Below are 17716 nucleotides of genomic sequence, written 5' to 3'. Positions count from 1 at the left end.
CTGAAACAGGTGTCACTTATGCAAAAGCTGTTTTTTGCACTGAACACAAAGGAAAATTAATGAATTCTTAATGCGCAATCAGTATGTTGAACACTTCACTGAATATTGAGGATGTCGTTATGCGTGGAAAGTACAGTTCGGTTCAGATAACGCTGCACTGGCTGGTTTTCTTACTGGTGATTATCGTTTACTGCTCCATGGAGTTGCGGGGGTTTTTCCCACGGAGTTTCCGCCCCGTACTTAGCAGCCTGCACTATGGTTCCGGGATTCTTATTATGGTGCTGATGTTCGCGCGCCTGGCCGGGCGGGCCATCTGGCCAACACCGCCAATTGAACCTAAACCATCACCTATGGTGACAGGGTTATCTCACCTGGCGCATCTGGTGCTGTACCTGATGTTTATTGCCCTGCCAATATTGGGGATAGTCTATCGTTATTACAGCGGGACTGATTGGGCTATCTTTGGTTTGCCTATGCCTGTCGCAGCTACGCCTCGTGAAGATTTCGCCTGGCAGGTTAAAGAAATCCATGAGCTGGTGGCAACCGTTGGGTACTATGTTATCGGTCTTCATGCCGCGGCTGCGCTGGCACACCATTATTTTTGGAAAGACAATACATTGTTACGCATGATGCCGCGTAAAAAATCCAGTTAATCACCTGAAATCTGCCACTGCCTGGCCGGTGGCAGATTTTCCTGCAACACACTTGTTCAGGTTCTGCAACCCGGGCAGGGGACCTTCTTGTGCCCAATGCGCGGCTTGCAAACAATACCCATCAAGGATGAACTGCACTACAGATAACTCATATGCTATTTAATCTATCCATACGCAACACATAAAGAAAAATAGATGACAGGCGATAATGCTTGTGAGAAAAAGTTTCTATTTTACTAATTACAATACCTGGAACAGGGTCCATCTTACATGAGCCACAAGCGACTGAGTGATTTTGTTTATCGCCATTTTATTGAACAAGTAAAGGATTACGCTATTTACATGTTGAATCCTGACGGAACGGTGGCCAGTTGGAACGAAGGCGCACACCGGGCAAAAGGTTACAGTAGCGATGAAATCGTCGGTCAGCATTACGGTATTTTCTACAGTGAGCAGGACCGAAACGCTGGTTTGCCCTTACGCAACCTTCAACTGGCTTTAGACCATGGACAGTATGAAGGGGAAGGCTGGCGCTATCGCAAAGATGGTTCCCGTTTCTGGGCTCATGTGGTTGTCGATCCAATTTACGATGATGAGGGAATTCATCTGGGTTTTGCTAAAATCACCCGCGACATCAGTGAGCAAAAAGAAATCAATGACAAAATATCCTGGATGGCGCGTTATGATGCATTAACTGGCCTGCCAAACCGGGTTGAGTTTTTCTCGTTTGTTGAACAGTTGCTTAATAACAGCGAGTATCAGCGTATTGCCGTTTGCACTATCGACCTTGATAAATTCAAAGATATTAATGATATTGAGGGTCACCATGTCGGCGACCAACTATTACAGCGCGTTGCAGCACAAACGCTCAAAATACTGGGTAAAGATGAAATGGTTGCCCGCTTTGGGGGCGATGAATTCGTTGCTGTGAAAGGCTACAACAGCCGCCTGGAAGCCCGTGCGTTCACTTCCCGGCTATATGCCTGTTTCTCCGGGCTGCAAAAATTCGCTACAACCGAATTTACCGTGTCGGCCAGCATGGGAGTGGCTGTTTACCCTGATGATGCTACAGATATTAAGAAACTACTCAGTAACTCAGATTTAGCTATGTACCGTGCCAAGCAGGCTACGGACGTTAAGATTTGCTGGTACGAAAAAGACATGGATGAGGAAACCCGCTATCGCAATATGCTGGCCGGGGATATCCGCAAGGGCATTAAAGAGGGTCAATTTTTTCTGCATTACCAGGAAAAACGCGCTATTAAGGATAAAGAAATTTCGGGTTATGAAGCGTTACTACGCTGGAATCATCCCCGGCTGGGGTCAATTTCACCCGATATTTTTATCCCTATTGCCGAAGAAAGCGGGGCCATTGTACCCTTAGGTTACTGGGTAATTAGTACCGTATGTCAGGAGGCAATGGAGAAAGGAATAAATAAAAAAATATCGATTAACATCTCCCCGGTACAATTACGCCACCCTAATTTTATTGAGCGAGTACGCACATTGTTGCAACGCTCAACTTATCCAATGAGTTTGCTGGAATTTGAAGTGACAGAAACTGCGTTTATTATTAATAAACAGCTGACATTCAATGTATTACATCAGTTCCAAAAAATGGGAATAAGTATTGCTCTGGATGACTTCGGAACCGGCTACTCTTCTTTGAGTACCCTCAGAGAATTTCAGTTTGACGTGATTAAACTGGATAAAAGTTTTCTCAATAATGTCGAGAAAAGCTATGAAGCACGCTCTTTTGTGCGGGCTATTATTTCACTGGGTAATTCCATTCACACACCATTGATAGCTGAAGGGGTGGAAACTGTGGAGCAATTACGCATCCTGGAAGAAGAAGGATGTAGTGAGATTCAGGGCTTCCTGTTTGGTAAACCGACGGATATAGACCACTTATAACGCGTTTTGCGTTTTTCTGTTTCCCTCCAGCCGGGAAAGTGTGATCTTCCCGGCATAATCTTGTTAACACTGCACAAAATTGCCTTTAAGGCGTAATAAAACGGCTACAAATGCCGATGTCATTGGTATTGCTTTCTTTGTACACCTTATAAATTTAAAGAGAGTTATTATGGAAAGGGCAACGACATCTGCACCAATCACTACCGGGTCTGTTCATTTTTGGCATCACGTCCGTTTGGTTCCCCTCTTTTCCGCCATCCTGGGCGGTGTGTTACTGCTTTTTGCGTTATGTATCGGGCTTGCTGGCTATTTTCTGGTTCAGGGCAATAACGCGCTCAGTGATGTCACCGATGAAATACAGGTTCGCATGGGGATCTCCAACAGTTCCAACCACCTGCGTACCGCTCGCATTTTATTAATTCATGCTGGTGCGGCAGGGCGTGTCGCGGATATGGACGTCATGAGCAAAGACATCGCTGATGCAGAAGCCCGCATAAAAAAGGCTAAGGAAGGATTTGCGGTTTACATGGCTCGCCGTTCAAAAACACCAGAAGACATCGCACTGGATGGTGAGCTGACAACCCGTTTTAATGACTATATCGAAAAAGGCATGAAACCAATGCTCAAATATGCGAAAAACGGCATGTTTGAGGCCATTATTAATCAGGAAAATGAGCAATTACGCAAACTTGACGATGCCTATAATGAAGTTTTGCTGAAAGCAATTGCCATTCGGACAGCGCGCTCTAATCACCTTAACGCTATGGCGCATCATGATACAAGTATTGGTCTGATGGTGATGGGGGGCGCTTTTGTGCTGGCTTTATTTATGACAGCTATGACCTTCGTCATGTTGCGAAAAATAGTGATACAACCCTTGCAACGTGCTGTTAAGCGAATTGAGGCTATTGACGCTGGCGACCTCACACAACCAGAAGAATTAACCAGCCGCAGTGAGATTGGCATGCTCAACAAGCACTTGCAACACATGCAGCAATCTCTGGCTCGTACTGTCACCACAGTGCGTGATGGTGCCAGTGGTATTTATCAGGGAACCAGTGATATCTCAGCTGGCAACATCGATTTAGCTTCACGAACCGAGCAACAGGCTGCAGCAATTGAACAAACGGCCGCCAGCATGGAGCAACTGACTGCGACAGTGAAGCAAAACGCTGAAAACGCACACCACGCGAGCAAACTGGCAAGTGAAGCATCAAATAAAGCCACTCATGGTGGGCGTATTGTCACCGGCGTGGTTTCTACCATGAACAACATTTCTGCCAGCTCGCGGAAAATATCGGAAATTACGTCTGTTATTAACAGTATTGCGTTTCAGACTAACATTCTGGCGCTCAATGCCGCAGTTGAAGCCGCACGGGCAGGTGAGCAGGGGCGGGGATTCTCTGTGGTTGCCAGTGAGGTTCGCACACTGGCACAACGCAGTGCCCAGGCAGCCAAAGAAATTGAGAGTTTGATTAATGAATCAGTTTCACTTATTGAGCAGGGGTCGGGAGAAGCCCGGGAAGCTGGCAGTACAATGACCGATATTGTGGAATCGGTGAAAAGCGTAACCGGTATTATGCAGGAAATTGCTTCTGCATCCGATGAGCAAAGCCGTGGCATAGAACAGGTAGGCCAGGCCATAACTGAAATGGATAATGCCACACAGCAAAACTCGGCACTGGTTCAGGAGGCTTCAGCTGCTGCACGTTCTCTTGAGGAGCAGGCGGCAATACTGTCTCAGGCTGTAGGGATCTTCCGGTTATATGGTGATACGAAGGTTGTTAGTACACCGTCCAGTACCGCGAGAAAACCGCAGGCTGCGTTGCCTCAGACAGCATCTGCCAGCCATGAAAACTGGGAAACTTTTTAACGCGACAGGACATTGGTCAAATTCAACCCACAAGCAATGCTTGTGGGTTGCTTCATTTATACCAGGCGTAAACCCGGATGCGGCTGTGAAGCGGTAATACTCACAGGTACAGATTTGGAGGTGGGCGTACCTGTACCATCACCAAAGCTGGACAGTGGGATCAACGGGTTCGTTTCCGGATAGTAAGCTGCCAGGTTGCCGCGCGGAATAGCATAACTGACCAGTTTGAAGCCTGTGACTTTTCGTTCAATACCGTCATTCCAGTGGGTTTCGATATCCACGTCATCACCAGGTTTCAGCCCAAGCGCTGCAATATCATCCGGATTCATAAATAACACTTCGCGCTGGCCGTAAACACCCCGATAACGGTCATCCAGACCATAAATTGTGGTGTTGTACTGGTCATGAGAACGTAGTGTTTGCAATATAAATGGGGCGTCAACTGGGGTGACAGATTGCGGCAATGGCGCCGCGCTGAACTCCGCTTTACCACTCGGGGTGGCAAAACGATAGCTTGCCGCCGCATTGCCCAACCAGAACCCACCAGGTTCTTCGCATTTTTCATTGAAATCAGTAAATCCTGGTATAGTGGCAGCAATATGGTCACGAATCAGGTTGTAATCAGCACTCAGGGCAAGCCAGTCAAGCTTTTCACAACCAAGTGTTGCAGCGGCGATTCCGGCGACAATGGCTGTTTCAGACCGTTGCGTGGCGGCCAGTGGTTTGCCGATGCCTTCTGATGCATGCACCATACTGAAAGAATCTTCGACAGTAATAAACTGGCGGCCACTTTCCTGAATGTCTTCTTCAGTGCGCCCAAGAGTAGGCAGGATCAGTGCATTAATGCCAGGATAAAGGTGGCTACGGTTCATTTTGGTGCTGATATGTACGGTCAGCCCACACCGGGATAATGCTTCGGCAGTACGCTCGCTATCAGGCGCTGCGGCGGCAAGGTTGCCACCAAGGGTTATCAGAACCCGAACCTCATCACGCAGCATGGCTTCAATAGCTTCAACTGTGTTATGGCCAGGTTCACGAGGTGGAGTGAAGTCGAAATGCTTTGCCAGACTGTCGAGTAAGGCGGCAGGGGGTTTTTCATCAATCCCCATAGTACGGTTACCCTGAACATTGCTGTGCCCACGTACCGGGCATAATCCTGCCCCCGGTTTGCCCAGGTGTCCGCCCAGTAATTGCAGGTTGACTATCTCTCGCACGCTATCCAGCGAATGTTTATGCTGGGTAATACCCATAGCCCAGGTGCAGATAACCCGCTCCGAATCTTGCCAGATGCTGGCTGCTTCACGTAGTTGCTGCTCACTCAGGCCAGACTGGCGAGTGATGAAGTCCCAACTGGTGTTATCGATTTCAGCAAACCACTGTTCAATTCCCAGGGTATGTTTACGAATAAAAGCGTCATCAAAAATGCCAGGTAAACCGTCTTTCAGGTGCTGCCGGTGGGTTTCTAACAGGGCTTTTGCCATACCGCGCACTGCCGCCATATCCCCACCCAAATTCGGCTGATAATACATAGAGCTGATGTTACCCGCTAAAGGAGTGACTACCTCAAGCGGTTTTTGTGGATCAGCAAACCGCTCAAGTCCACGTTCACGCAGAGTATTGAAAGTCACAATACGGGCGCCGTTTTCAGCCGCATGACGCAGGCTGTGAAGCATACGAGGGTGATTAGTGCCTGGGTTTTGGCCAAACACAAAAATAGCGTTAGCTTTGTCAAAATCATCGAGGCGAATAGTACCTTTGCCAACGCCAATACTGCGCTTCAGCCCACTACCGCTGGCTTCATGGCACATATTCGAACAGTCAGGAAAATTATTCGTACCGAGCATACGCCCGAATACCTGGTACAGATAAGACGCTTCATTACTTGCCCGCCCGGAAGTGTAAAGTTCCAGTTGGTTTGGGTTGTCCATTGCCCGAATATGGCTGGCGACCAGGGCAAAAGCATCCTGCCAGGTGATGGCTTCGTAATGATCGGTTTCGGGGTTGTAACATAAAGGTTCAGTCAGACGGCCCTGGTACTCCAGAAAATAGTCACTTTGTTTGCGTAACGCGCTGACAGTGTGCCGGGCAAAAAATTCTGCGGTGATATGGCGGCGGGTGGCCTCCCATGTGACGGCTTTAGCGCCATTCTCGCAAAAACTGAATGTGCTTTTATTATCATCGCCCCAGGCACAACCGGGGCAGTCAAAGCCTTTGGCTTTGTTCATACGCATCAGGTTGCGCAAATTCTTAATTGCGCGTTTGCTGTCAAATACAAACCGTGTGGTCGCTTCCAGTGATCCCCAGCCGCCTGCAGCCGCGTGATAAGGTTTAATCGCTGTTTTAAATTTCATAATGTGACGTCCATACTGGAAATTTACGCAATAGTTCGCGTAATCAATACATGCAGTATACGCCGCAAATTTCCAACATTCGCGCAACAATGTGCGATTATTGTTTCCTGAACGTTCTGGCAGTGTTACTTATTATGCGATTTGCGCAACACAATATAATCAGGCAATTGTTTGGCGAATGGTATTAATTAATGTCACTGCATGAACAGAAAGTGGGGTATCGACGCGGGTCAGAATACCCACTGGTTCACCATTTCCCGGTATGGCTACAGGTAGTGAGACCAGCACCCCTGTTTTAAGATCTTCTTTTACCGCGCCTGAAGGCACGAACCAAACGTAGTCGTAATCAATGGCGAGTTGCCGGGAAAGTGAAGCCGACAAGGTCTCAACATGGCAGGGTGACAGCGTGCACCCTTGCTCTTTGAGTAATGCTTCAGTTCTGTCGCGAGGCGAAGTGCCTTCAGGCAGCACAACGGCTGGCCAGTCAAGAATACGGCGAAATGTCAGCGTTTCATTAAGTAGCGGGTGCCCCGGGTGAACCACCAGACGCAGTGATTCCAGAAACAGCAATTCGTAGCTTAATCCACCCATTAATTCCGGGTCAGACATGCGGCCGATTCCAAAGTCCAGTTCACCACTTTTTAACCCGGATAAAATCATGGTGTTATTCATGGCTGCCACTTGCAGACTGACACCAATCTGATGTCGATGGAACTGACCGATTACAGAAGGCAATAACCCCAGTAATGCCGTTGGCAACGCGCCAAGGCGTACCACCTGAGGATCTCCCTGAGTCGCTGAATGCAGCGAGTGTCCGGCGGCCTGAAGCGCGTCAAGAATGCGCAGGGCATGGGTCAAAAATTGCTCACCCGTTGGAGTAAGATGTGCCCCCATTCGCCCACGTTCAAGCAGCCGGGCTCCTATTAAGTTTTCCAGCTCATTTAATGTTTTGGACAATGCCGGTTGGCTGAGGTTAAGCGTTTGCGCCGCGCGCCCAAGAGTTCCCTGTTGAGCGACGGCAACGAAAGTGTGTAAATGGCGCAAACGAATGCGCTGCATGAAGTGACCATAATTTTCCATAACGAATGTTAAAACCAGTTTTTGGCTATTTTCAAGTGACTTAGCTGTATTTTGCTAACCTCATTGCAAAATTACATTAACAAACATCGCAAATTTTAAACAAACCAAATATTCCAGTTACGCTACTGTATTGGGTACCCCGGCTGAATCGAGGCAAATCAGTACCAGCTATTTTTGCGCGTCAGCCAGCCATATGCTCCGGTTATAGAAATGGAGAACGCAGGGGGTATCACCGCCAAATATTACCCGTTGCCATGATCACAAAAGCTGAATAATTTCAGTGTGGCGCAGAGGTGTTATCTACCCTTTGGGAAAAGGCCTGAGGAAAACAATATGGCAGAGTATGTCAGCGCAGATGAAATTCGGGAAATGTTCGCACAGGCGATGTCTCTGATGTATCAGCAGGAAGTTCCACAATACGGCACATTGTTGGATCTGGTCGCCGACGTTAATATTGGCGTGCTGGAAAAACACCCCATGTTGCTTGAACAACTGACAAACGATGGAGAAATTGGCCGGCTGAATATTGAGCGGCATGGAGCCATTCGCGTTGGTACGCCAGAAGAACTGGCGGGATTGCGCAAGATTTTTGCCATCATGGGCATGTATCCCGTGGGGTACTATGATTTGTCTGTTGCCGGTATACCAGTGCATTCAACCGCGTTTCGCCCTACAGAAGATGCCGCACTGGCCCGCAACCCGTTTCGTGTTTTTACGTCCTTACTGCGCCCGGAACTGATTGAAGATATCCCCTTGCGTAAACAGGCACTGCAGATACTGGCGAAGCGTTCTATTTTTACGCCAGTCTGCCATGATCTGGTCGATATCCACGCGCAACAAGGTGGTCTAACCGCCCCCCAGGCCCAGAGTTTTGTGCGTGAAGCACTGGAAACCTTTCGCTGGCGCCAGCAGGCTTGCGTGGACGCGCAAACATACCAGGCCCTCCATAACGCACACCGTCTGGTGGCCGATATCGTCAGTTTCCCTGGATGCCATATTAACCATCTGACACCACGTACACTGGACATTGACCGGGTACAGGCACTGATGCCTGAATATGGCGTTACGCCCAAAAACGTGATTGAAGGCCCACCCCGTCGTCTGCACCCCATTCTTCTGCGCCAGACCAGCTTCCGGGCACTGGAAGAAAAGGTGGTATTTGCCGAAGGGGCACAGGGAGCGCATACCGCACGATTTGGCGAAATAGAACAGCGAGGAGTGGCACTGACACCAAAAGGGCGGCGTTTATACGATACCTTGTTAGCAGAAGCCGGTGTCGCCGCGGATAATTTTGCGCACCAAAACCGGTTACGTAATGCCTTTGCTCGTTTCCCCGATGACGAAACAACACTGCGTCAGTCCGGGCTCGCCTGGTACCGATACCGGTTATTACCTGCCGGAGACGCAAACCGTCAGGCGATTAAACCTGACGACAGCCCACAAGCACTCATTGAACGAGGCTGGATCGCCGCGTCCCCGGTCACTTATGAAGATTTCCTGCCAGTAAGTGCCGCCGGGATTTTTCAGTCAAACCTTGGAGCTGAAACACAGGTCAGGGAACAGGGGCATGCCAGTCAGCAGGCCTTTGAAGCAGCTCTGGGCTGTGCAGTTAAAGATCCGTTTGTCCTGTATCAGGAAACTGAAAACCGCAGCCGTAGCCAGTGCGGGCTGGCTACGGTTAACAGACTAACGGATACCGACTAAAGCGCATTCAGACGTTCGATGTACGCTTGAGGCAGTTGTAACTTAGCTGCATCAATATTTGCCAGCAAATGCGCTGGCTTACTGGTGCCAGGAATCAACAAAATATTGGGCGACCGCTGTAATAACCAGGCCAGCGCAACTTGCATGGGGGAGGCCGAGAGTTCACTGGCAACAGCGCTGAGTTCGTCCGATTGTAGCGGCGTAAACCCACCGAGCGGGAAATAGGGTACGTATGGGATGTTGCGTTGTTCGAGCCAGTCAATCAACGCGTCATCACTGCGCTCGGCCAGGTTATAGTAGTTTTGTACGCAGGCGACAGGGGTTAATGCCAGCGCCTCTTTGATTTGCGTTGGTGTAACATTGCTGAGCCCAATATGGCGAATTAACCCCCGTGACTGCAGGTTAAGCAATGTCGTTAACGGGCCTTCGAGGCTACCTTCTGCAGGTTTATGCACATCATACATACTTCTCAGGTTGACCACATCCAGTTGATCCAGGCCCAGGTTTTCCAGATTTTCTTCCACTGCCCGGGTCAGTTCACTTTCCGACATCGCCGGTATCCAGTTACCTTTATCATCACGCCTTGCGCTGACTTTTGTCACCAGACATAACTCTTTTTTATAGGGGTGCAATGCCTGTCTGATGAGTTGGTTCGTAATATGCGGGCCATAAAAATCTGAGGTATCAATGTGATTAATACCTTGTTCGATAGCCAGACGCAGGACTTCAATTGCCTGTTCCGGGTTATCCGGGGGGCCAAAAACACCAGGACCGGCGAGTTGCATTGCGCCGTAACCCATTCTGAATACTTGCTTGTCGCCTAATTGCCGGGTGCCTGCCAGTTGAACGGTTGTCATTGGATACCTCCTGTTAGTGTACTCTGAATTGTAGACAAGCCAGTCTTGTGCGACTATTCCAGTCAATCACGACACGATGTACGGGAATCCGCACAATGCCATATGATTTGAACGACCTGCAGGCGGTGGTTGCTGTTGCACGGGCGGGCGGTTTTCGTGAAGCTGCCCGTAATCTCAACAGTAATCCGTCGCGGCTCAGTGATGCAGTACGGCGAGCAGAACAACAACTGGGTGTGCGCTTGTTCAACCGAACCACTCGCACCGTCGCCCTGACAGAAGCGGGGCGGGCTTTGGTGGAAAACTTACGCCCGGCGCTGGATGAAGTCGAAACTGCGCTGGATAAAATCAACGGTTTTCGTCATACCCCGCGTGGTACATTGCGCCTGAACGTACCGGTGAGTGCCGCCCGGCTGATTCTGCCTGATATTATTCCGGCATTTCTCGCCCGTTACCCGGAGATTGATGTCGACATCATTGCTGAAAGTAACCTGGTTGATATTTTCAGCGCGGGTTGCGATGCCGGGATCCGTTACGAAGAGAGCCTGGCACAGGATATGATTGCCGTTCCCTTTGGGCCGCGTACTCAACGGTTCGCGGTAGTGGCCTCACCTGAGTACCTGGAACTTTCAGGCCAGCCCGAACACCCGACGCAATTAATACAACACCGCTGTATTCGTTGCCGCTACCATAGTGGCGTTATCTCTGACTGGGAATTTCACAAAGGCGATGAAACATTGCGTGTTCAGGTCAAAGGCCCCCTGGTCGTCAGTATCGGTGCTGCCGTTGACCTGGCTGTGGATGCAGCGATTAAAGGCGCGGGGATTATTATGCTTTTCGAAGACTGGCTGGCCCCGGCAATCGCCCGTGGAGAACTCAAGCCGGTACTGGAACCCTGGTGGCCCGAATTCAGTGGCCCGTGGCTCTATTACCCGGATCGCCGCCTGGTGCCCGCGCCATTAAGGGCCTTTATTGATTTTATTCATGAAATGAATGCGAACGGAAGGGAAAGCGGGAAACATGATGCTGGCACACTCAGTGGATAATTGTCAGGTGATGACAGGCAACGGGTTACTTGAGGGAAAGTGTGAAGCGGGTGTTCGGGTATGGCGAGGCGTTCCTTATGCCACGCCACCTGTTGGAGCATTACGCTGGCGTGCACCTCAACCCCCTTCCAACTGGCAGGGCGTAAAACAGGCATATGTGTATGGCCCGGCAAGTTGGCAGGATGAAGAGTACTGCCGTGAACTGGGTGGCGGGGACCCGGGCAGTTTTAGTGAAGATTGCCTGTATTTAAATATCTGGGCCCCCGCAACACCGTCAGTGCATCCTTTGCCTGTTATGGTCTGGCTGCATGGTGGTGGGTTTACCATTGGTGCCGGTGGCCTGCCGCCTTATGAAGGCCACGGCTTCACCCGGCGCGGTGTTATCCTGGTTACCGTGAATTACCGCCTTGGGCATCTCGGTTTTTTTGCTCACCCGGCGTTAGACGGAGAAGATCCCCGTGGCCCGGTACACAATTTTGGTTTGCTTGACCAAGTTGCGGCACTGAACTGGGTCAGGGAGAACATCGCAGCTTTTGGTGGTGATGCACAACAGGTGACGTTGTTCGGCGAATCTGCAGGTGCACGTAGTGTAATGTCACTGATGACCTCACCACTCGCCAGGGGGTTGTTTCACAGAGCGATTATTCAAAGCGGTTACACGTTACCTGACACTCCCCGGCCAGACGCATTACAAAATGGTGAACAAGTGGCGGCTGTGCTGGGGTTAAAGCACGCCACTGCTGAACAGTTGCGAGAATTACCAGGCGATGCCTTCTGGCCTCTGGCCGCACCTTATTCACCCGCACCTGTGCCGATAAGTGGCGATATCGTGCTGCCACAACCCGCGCTGGATTGCTTTATGGCAGGGCAGCAACACGCCTTGCCAGTACTGGTGGGAAGTAACAGTGATGAAGCCAGCGTGCTCTCTGTGTTTGGTGTGGATGCCGCACAACAAATCCGCCAGATGCGCAAAACTCACCGGGGCGGACTTGCCCTGATCCGCACGCTTTACCCGCATGCTTTACAGGATGATGCGCTCGGGCGCGAGGTTTGCCGTGATATGGCGTTTACCACACTGGGCCTGATTATCAGTGATGCACAAAAGAGAGCAGGCCAGGCTTGCTGGCGTTACTGGTTTGATTATGTCAGTGAAGGTGAACGGGGCAGCCTGCCTTTCGGCGCGTCACATGGTAACGAAGTGGCTTACGTATTTGATACGCTGGCAACCATGATAACTACTACAGAACCAGACCAAAAAGTCGCCTCGATTCTCGCAGATTACTGGGCCGCATTTGCCAGCCAGAAGAAGGGGGAAGCGCAGGCTCTTGCGGGGCCGGTCGCCTGGCCGGCACATGGCGTTTTGCAAATTGGCCTGCAGCGGCAGTTTGGTTTTCGCCATCGCCGCTGGTTTATGCCTTTGCGTCTGCGGCTGTTTAAGCGAGTGATGAAACACCATGTAAATCTGGACTAAGCAACGCCTGGCGGAAGTCGTTTAAATTGCCTGCTTCGCTACCCGCCTGGCGCAACACCAGGCGGTATGCCGCTCCCGTAGGCACTGCCTGTTCAGACAGCCGCACCAGTCTCCCGGCTTTGATATCCGCGGCGACAAGGTGTTCATCGGCAATCGCAACACCGTATCCCTGGATGGCGGCACTGATAGCCAGATCCATGGTATCGAAGTGCTGGTTCTTACGCATTACCGGCCAGGGGCGGGGTTGGCTGTTCCACCACAATAACCAGTCAGTTTTATCCCGCGTGGGGTGTAAAAATGTCAGGCGGGATAAGCTTTCCGGTTGTGTTGCCAGTTGGTTTGCCAGCACCGGGCTTACTACCGGTGTCAGGCACTCATCAAACAGCAATTCACCACGTTCAGATTTCCCATATTCAATTGCGGCATCAAAAGGTTCAGCATGAAAATTAATGCCGTGATCGGTTGTGGTGGTTAACACCACATCGAGGTCCGGGTAGTGATGCTCAATGGCAAGAAGGTTAGGTAGCAACCAGCGCATAGCGCAGGTTGGCGCTTTAAGGCGAACTGATTGTGGTTTCTGACGTGCCTGTTCAGCCACAATATGCACTTGCCTGTATGCCTGCTCAAGTTCCGGGAGTAACGCTTTCCCGCGTGGCGTCAGGTGCAAACCCCGGGCATGCCGCTCAAACAACGCAAAGCCAAACCAGTTTTCCAGCGAAGCAATTTTGCGGCTTACCGCACCCTGAGTCAGGTAAAGCGCTTTCGCTGCATGAGTCAGGTTAAGGTGCCGGGCGGTAACAATAAAGGCTTCAAGCGCATTCAGTGGCAGGGAATGGCGGGGCATACACATCTCCAGCTATGCAATTTTTGCATGGCTATTATGACAACAATTCGGTTGTGCTTGCAATGCCGGGTCGCTTGAATAGTTATGCAATTCGTAGCTATCACAGGAGCGGCCATGTCCATGCAATCCCCGGTACAGTGCAAATCAAAACTGCCGGATGTAGGTACCACCATTTTTACCGTAATTGGGCAGCTTTCATCCCAGCACAATGCCATTAACCTTTCCCAGGGTGCGCCAGGCTTTCCGTGTGACCCGGCACTGGTTGATGGCGTAACAAAAGCGATGAAAGAAAACCGCAACCAGTATGCTCCAATGACGGGTTTGCCTCACCTCAAACAGCTGATTAGTGAGAAAGTCGCACTGGCATATGGTCAGCATTATGACACTACAGATGAAGTGCTGGTTACCGCCAGTGCCAGTGAAGGGATCTACTCTGCCATCAGTGGCCTGGTTCACCCGGGCGATGAAGTGATTTACTTTGAACCCTCCTTCGACAGCTATGCGCCGGTAGTTCGTTTGCAGGGTGCAACGCCCGTTGCTGTCAAACTGACTCAGCCTGATTTCCGGATTAACTGGGATGAAGTGTCGGCTGCGATAAACAGCCGTACCCGCATGATAATTATCAATACCCCACATAACCCGAGTGGCCAGGTGCTGAGTGAGTCAGATTTGAGCGAACTGGTGCGTTTGACTCAGGGGACCGATATCATTTTGCTGGCAGATGAAGTGTATGAGCATATCGTCTTTGATGGCGCGCGCCACCACGGCATGGCCACACATCCGCGTCTGGCGGAACGCAGTGTCATCATTTCATCTTTTGGTAAAACGTTCCATGTTACAGGCTGGCGCGTGGGGTACTGCGTTGCGCCAAAAGTGCTGATGGATGGGATAGTCAAAGTGCACCAGTTCTTAATGTTTGCGGCAGATACGCCTATGCAGTATGCGTTCGCCGACTACATGACGAATCCGGTCACCTGGCAAAGTCTGGGGCCGTTTTACCAGCGTAAGCGTGATTTACTCCAGTCTTTGCTGGCTGAGTCTCCCTTCAGGTTATTACCGAGTGCCGGGTCATTCTTTATGCTCGCCAGTTACGGGCACTTTAGTGACGAACCCGACAGCGAGATGGTAAAACGTCTGATTGTGGAGCATGGTGTTGCTGCCATTCCGTTATCCGCGTTCTACACCGATGGTACAGACAATAAACTGATTCGCCTCTCTTTTGCTAAAGACGATGCGACATTAAAGGCAGGCGCGCAGGCGTTATGCCAGGTTAAGCCACGTTAAGCAGGGTTACTCATGAAAAAAATTACATCACTGTTATTAGCCGCTGGGTTGTTATCTTCTTTATCTGCTATTGCTGCAGAAAACACGCTGCGCTTTGGGCTGGAAGCTGAATATCCACCGTTTGAAAGCCGTAATGCCGCAGGCCAGTTGGAAGGGTTTGATATCGATCTCGGCAAAGCAGTTTGCCAGGCGGCAAAACTGAAGTGCGAATGGGTGGAAACGTCATTTGATGCCCTGATACCAGGCCTGATGGCAAAAAAATTCGACGCCATTAACTCCGCAATGAATATCACGGAACAGCGTGAAAAAAGTATCGACTTCACTCACCCCATTTACCGGATACCAACCCAACTGGTGGGTAAATCCGGCAGTGGTCTTGACGCGACAGCAGCATCGCTTAAGGGGAAAACCATTGGCGTTCTGCAGGGTTCCATTCAGGAAGTTTATGCCAAAGAGCACTGGGAGAAGCAGGGGGTAACTGTTGTCTCATACAAAGACCAGAACATGGCATGGGCCGATTTACTTAATGGCCGTATTGATGCATCACTGGTGATGTCCGCGGCAGGTCAGGCCGGTTTCTTGAGCAAGCCTCAGGGCAAAGGTTTTGGCTTTATTGGTAAGCCAGTCAGTGATGACAAAATTCTGGGTAGCGGAATTGGTTTTGGTCTGCGTAAAGGAGATACCCGGACGAAAGCACGCCTTGATGCGGCTATCAGCAAATTACAGTCCGATGGCACAGTCACCACACTGGCAAAAAAATATTTCCCGGGAATTGATGTGAGTGTGAAATAACACCATTTTTACTGCGGCCTCTGGGCGACATGTCTGAAAAACAGACGCTCGCGCGGGCCGCAGCGTTGTGTTGTTGGATTCAGGGTCAATTTTGTCTAGAGTGTCCATGGCAACGGGCTTAAGTGCATGGTGGGAATGCCCGTTAACCTAACGCTACTATCCTGACAAAAAGGACGATGAATCCGGCATGAATCGCAGACGTTTTATAAAAGCTTCTATGGCGCTGGCCGCTGCCTGTGGCACTCCAGCACTTGCCACTTTCTTCTCGCGCGCGGCGTGGGCACAAGAGTCAGGAATTGCGGATGGCAGTACCCGCACTTTCGATTTTTCTGTGTTGCAGTCGATGGCCCATGATTTGGCGCAAAAGGCCTGGGGGGGCGCACCTCGCCCATTGCCGAAAACACTGGCCGATTTAACCCCTCAGGCTTACAACAGCATTCAGTATGATGCCGGGCATTCTCTGTGGCACAACATAGAAAACCGCCAACTCGATGTGCAGTTTTTCCACGTTGGCATGGGCTTTCGCCGCCGGGTAAGAATGTTTTCCCTTGACCAGTCAACCCATCAGGCCAGGGAAGTACATTTCCGTCCGGATTTATTCAATTACCACGATGCCGGCGTGGATGTCAGCCAGTTGGAAGGGCAGCCAGACCTGGGTTTCGCGGGTTTTAAAGTCTTTAAAGCCCCTGAGTTGGCGCGTCGTGATATCGTTTCATTCCTTGGCGCGAGTTATTTTCGTGCAGTAGACAACACCTGGCAATATGGCCTGTCGGCCCGTGGCCTGGCAATTGACACCTTTACTGATAAACCAGAAGAGTTCCCTGATTTTACGGCGTTCTGGTTTGAAACCCCCAAAGCCAGCGACACGACTTTTGTGGTATATGCCTTACTGGACAGCCCAAGTGCCACCGGGGCCTACAAATTTACCATTGAGTGTGAAGAAACCCAGGTGATTATGGAAATCGAAAATCACCTGTATGCGCGCCAGGACATCAGGCAACTGGGGATAGCCCCAATGACCAGCATGTTCAGTTGTGGCACCAATGAACGCACAATGTGCGACACCATTCATCCACAAATTCATGACTCCGATCGCCTGTCTATGTGGCGTGGTAATGGTGAGTGGATTTGCCGTCCGCTCAATAACCCACAGCGCCTGCAGTTCAACGCATTTATGGATGAAAACCCGAAAGGCTTTGGTCTGTTACAACTCGACCACCGCTTCGAAAGCTACCAGGATGTGATGGGCTGGTATAACAAACGCCCAAGCCTGTGGGTTGAGCCGCGTAATGCCTGGGGTAAAGGCCATGTTTGCCTGATGGAGATCCCAACAACCGGTGAAACGCTGGATAATATTGTGTGTTTCTGGCAACCGGAGAAACCGGTCAAAGCCGGTGACACACTGAACTTCAAGTACCGTCTGTACTGGAGTGCCGAGCCGCCTTATCACACCAATATGGCGCGAGTCTATGCAACCCGCACAGGCATGGGGAGCTTCCCGGAAGGCTGGGCACCGGGTGAACACTTCCCGGAAAAATGGTCACGCCGTTTTGCCATTGATTTTGTTGGTGGCGACCTGAAAGATGCTGCGCCTAAAGGCATTGAACCCGTTATCACATTGTCCAGTGGCGAAGCGCGCCAGGTCGAAATCCTGTATGTCGAACCATTTGATGGCTACCGCATTCTGTTCGACTGGTATCCCACTTCTGATTCCGTAGACCCGGTAGAAATGCGCATGTTCCTGCGTTGCCAGGGGAAAGCTATTAGTGAAACCTGGCTTTACCAGTATTTCCCGCCAGCACCAGATAAACGCAAATATGTTGATGAACGCCAGATGCGTTAATATGGCA

General features: G+C 50.5%; 13 protein-coding genes. 9 read left to right on the top strand and 4 right to left on the bottom strand.

From position 1 onward, the window contains the following. Nucleotides 1–119: 119 nt before the first annotated feature. From cybB to MPHASIOC01_RS06590, 3 genes are all read left to right on the top strand, one after another. Complete coding sequence (gene cybB, locus MPHASIOC01_RS06600; RefSeq protein WP_156518962.1) at nt 120–653, top strand: cytochrome b561; 534 nt, start codon at nt 120–122, stop codon at nt 651–653. A 270-nt stretch (nt 654–923) separates the two neighbouring features. Beyond that, entirely contained in the window at nt 924–2567 is a 1644-nt protein-coding gene (locus tag MPHASIOC01_RS06595) for a bifunctional diguanylate cyclase/phosphodiesterase (protein ID WP_064593802.1), read from the top strand. Nucleotides 2568–2736: 169 nt separating this feature from the next. Next, nucleotides 2737–4440 (top strand): methyl-accepting chemotaxis protein, encoded by a 1704-nt coding sequence (locus MPHASIOC01_RS06590; protein ID WP_353614234.1) that lies wholly within the window; start codon nt 2737–2739, stop codon nt 4438–4440. Between the two features lie 56 nt (nt 4441–4496). Here MPHASIOC01_RS06590 and MPHASIOC01_RS06585 read toward each other — a convergent pair whose 3' ends face one another. Beyond that, the gene (locus MPHASIOC01_RS06585) at nt 4497–6791 is read right to left on the bottom strand and encodes an FdhF/YdeP family oxidoreductase (RefSeq protein WP_353614233.1); all 2295 of its coding nucleotides are present in this window, start codon (nt 6789–6791) and stop codon (nt 4497–4499) included. Between the two features lie 159 nt (nt 6792–6950). Continuing rightward, nucleotides 6951–7871, bottom strand: coding sequence for a LysR substrate-binding domain-containing protein (locus tag MPHASIOC01_RS06580; RefSeq protein WP_353614232.1), 921 nt, complete (start codon nt 7869–7871; stop codon nt 6951–6953). A gap of 333 nt (nt 7872–8204) precedes the next feature. On the opposite strand from MPHASIOC01_RS06580, the gene MPHASIOC01_RS06575 reads away from it, so the two are divergent. Beyond that, nucleotides 8205–9575, top strand: a complete 1371-nt coding sequence (locus MPHASIOC01_RS06575) for a VOC family protein (RefSeq protein WP_353614231.1) — start codon at nt 8205–8207, stop codon at nt 9573–9575. Here the strand turns inward: MPHASIOC01_RS06575 and MPHASIOC01_RS06570 are convergent. Then, on the bottom strand, nt 9572–10432 hold the full coding sequence (locus MPHASIOC01_RS06570) for an oxidoreductase (RefSeq protein ID WP_064593793.1): 861 nt from the start codon (nt 10430–10432) through the stop codon (nt 9572–9574). The two genes, MPHASIOC01_RS06575 and MPHASIOC01_RS06570, sit on opposite strands and share 4 nt — an antisense overlap. Nucleotides 10433–10527: 95 nt before the next feature. Between MPHASIOC01_RS06570 and MPHASIOC01_RS06565 the strand changes: the two genes are divergently transcribed. Beyond that, the gene (locus tag MPHASIOC01_RS06565) at nt 10528–11475 is read left to right on the top strand and encodes a LysR family transcriptional regulator (RefSeq protein WP_064593790.1); all 948 of its coding nucleotides are present in this window, start codon (nt 10528–10530) and stop codon (nt 11473–11475) included. Further along, the gene (locus tag MPHASIOC01_RS06560; protein WP_405027768.1) at nt 11453–12946 is read left to right on the top strand and encodes a carboxylesterase/lipase family protein; all 1494 of its coding nucleotides are present in this window, start codon (nt 11453–11455) and stop codon (nt 12944–12946) included. The genes MPHASIOC01_RS06565 and MPHASIOC01_RS06560 overlap by 23 nt, the downstream gene beginning before the upstream one ends. Here the strand turns inward: MPHASIOC01_RS06560 and MPHASIOC01_RS06555 are convergent. After that, entirely contained in the window at nt 12909–13790 is an 882-nt protein-coding gene (locus tag MPHASIOC01_RS06555) for a LysR family transcriptional regulator (protein ID WP_064593786.1), read from the bottom strand. The genes MPHASIOC01_RS06560 and MPHASIOC01_RS06555 overlap by 38 nt on opposite strands. A 114-nt stretch (nt 13791–13904) precedes the next feature. Here MPHASIOC01_RS06555 and MPHASIOC01_RS06550 point away from each other — a divergent pair, with 114 nt between their 5' ends. From MPHASIOC01_RS06550 to MPHASIOC01_RS06540, 3 genes are all read left to right on the top strand, one after another. Further along, nucleotides 13905–15074 carry a methionine aminotransferase gene (locus tag MPHASIOC01_RS06550; protein WP_353614230.1) on the top strand — a complete coding sequence of 390 codons (1170 nt, stop codon included), beginning with the start codon at nt 13905–13907 and terminating at the stop codon, nt 15072–15074. A 12-nt stretch (nt 15075–15086) separates the two neighbouring features. After that, on the top strand, nt 15087–15866 hold the full coding sequence (locus MPHASIOC01_RS06545) for an ABC transporter substrate-binding protein (RefSeq protein WP_064593781.1): 780 nt from the start codon (nt 15087–15089) through the stop codon (nt 15864–15866). Between the two features lie 187 nt (nt 15867–16053). Then, nucleotides 16054–17709, top strand: coding sequence for a glucan biosynthesis protein D (locus tag MPHASIOC01_RS06540; protein WP_064593778.1), 1656 nt, complete (start codon nt 16054–16056; stop codon nt 17707–17709). The last annotated feature ends 7 nt before the right edge of the window (nt 17710–17716 follow it).

Source organism: Mangrovibacter phragmitis (assembly GCF_040429585.1).
In the GTDB taxonomy this organism is placed as follows: domain Bacteria; phylum Pseudomonadota; class Gammaproteobacteria; order Enterobacterales; family Enterobacteriaceae; genus Mangrovibacter; species Mangrovibacter phragmitis.
The sequence above is the reverse complement of the archived record's forward strand: the minus strand, read 5'-3'. Positions and strand labels throughout refer to the sequence as shown.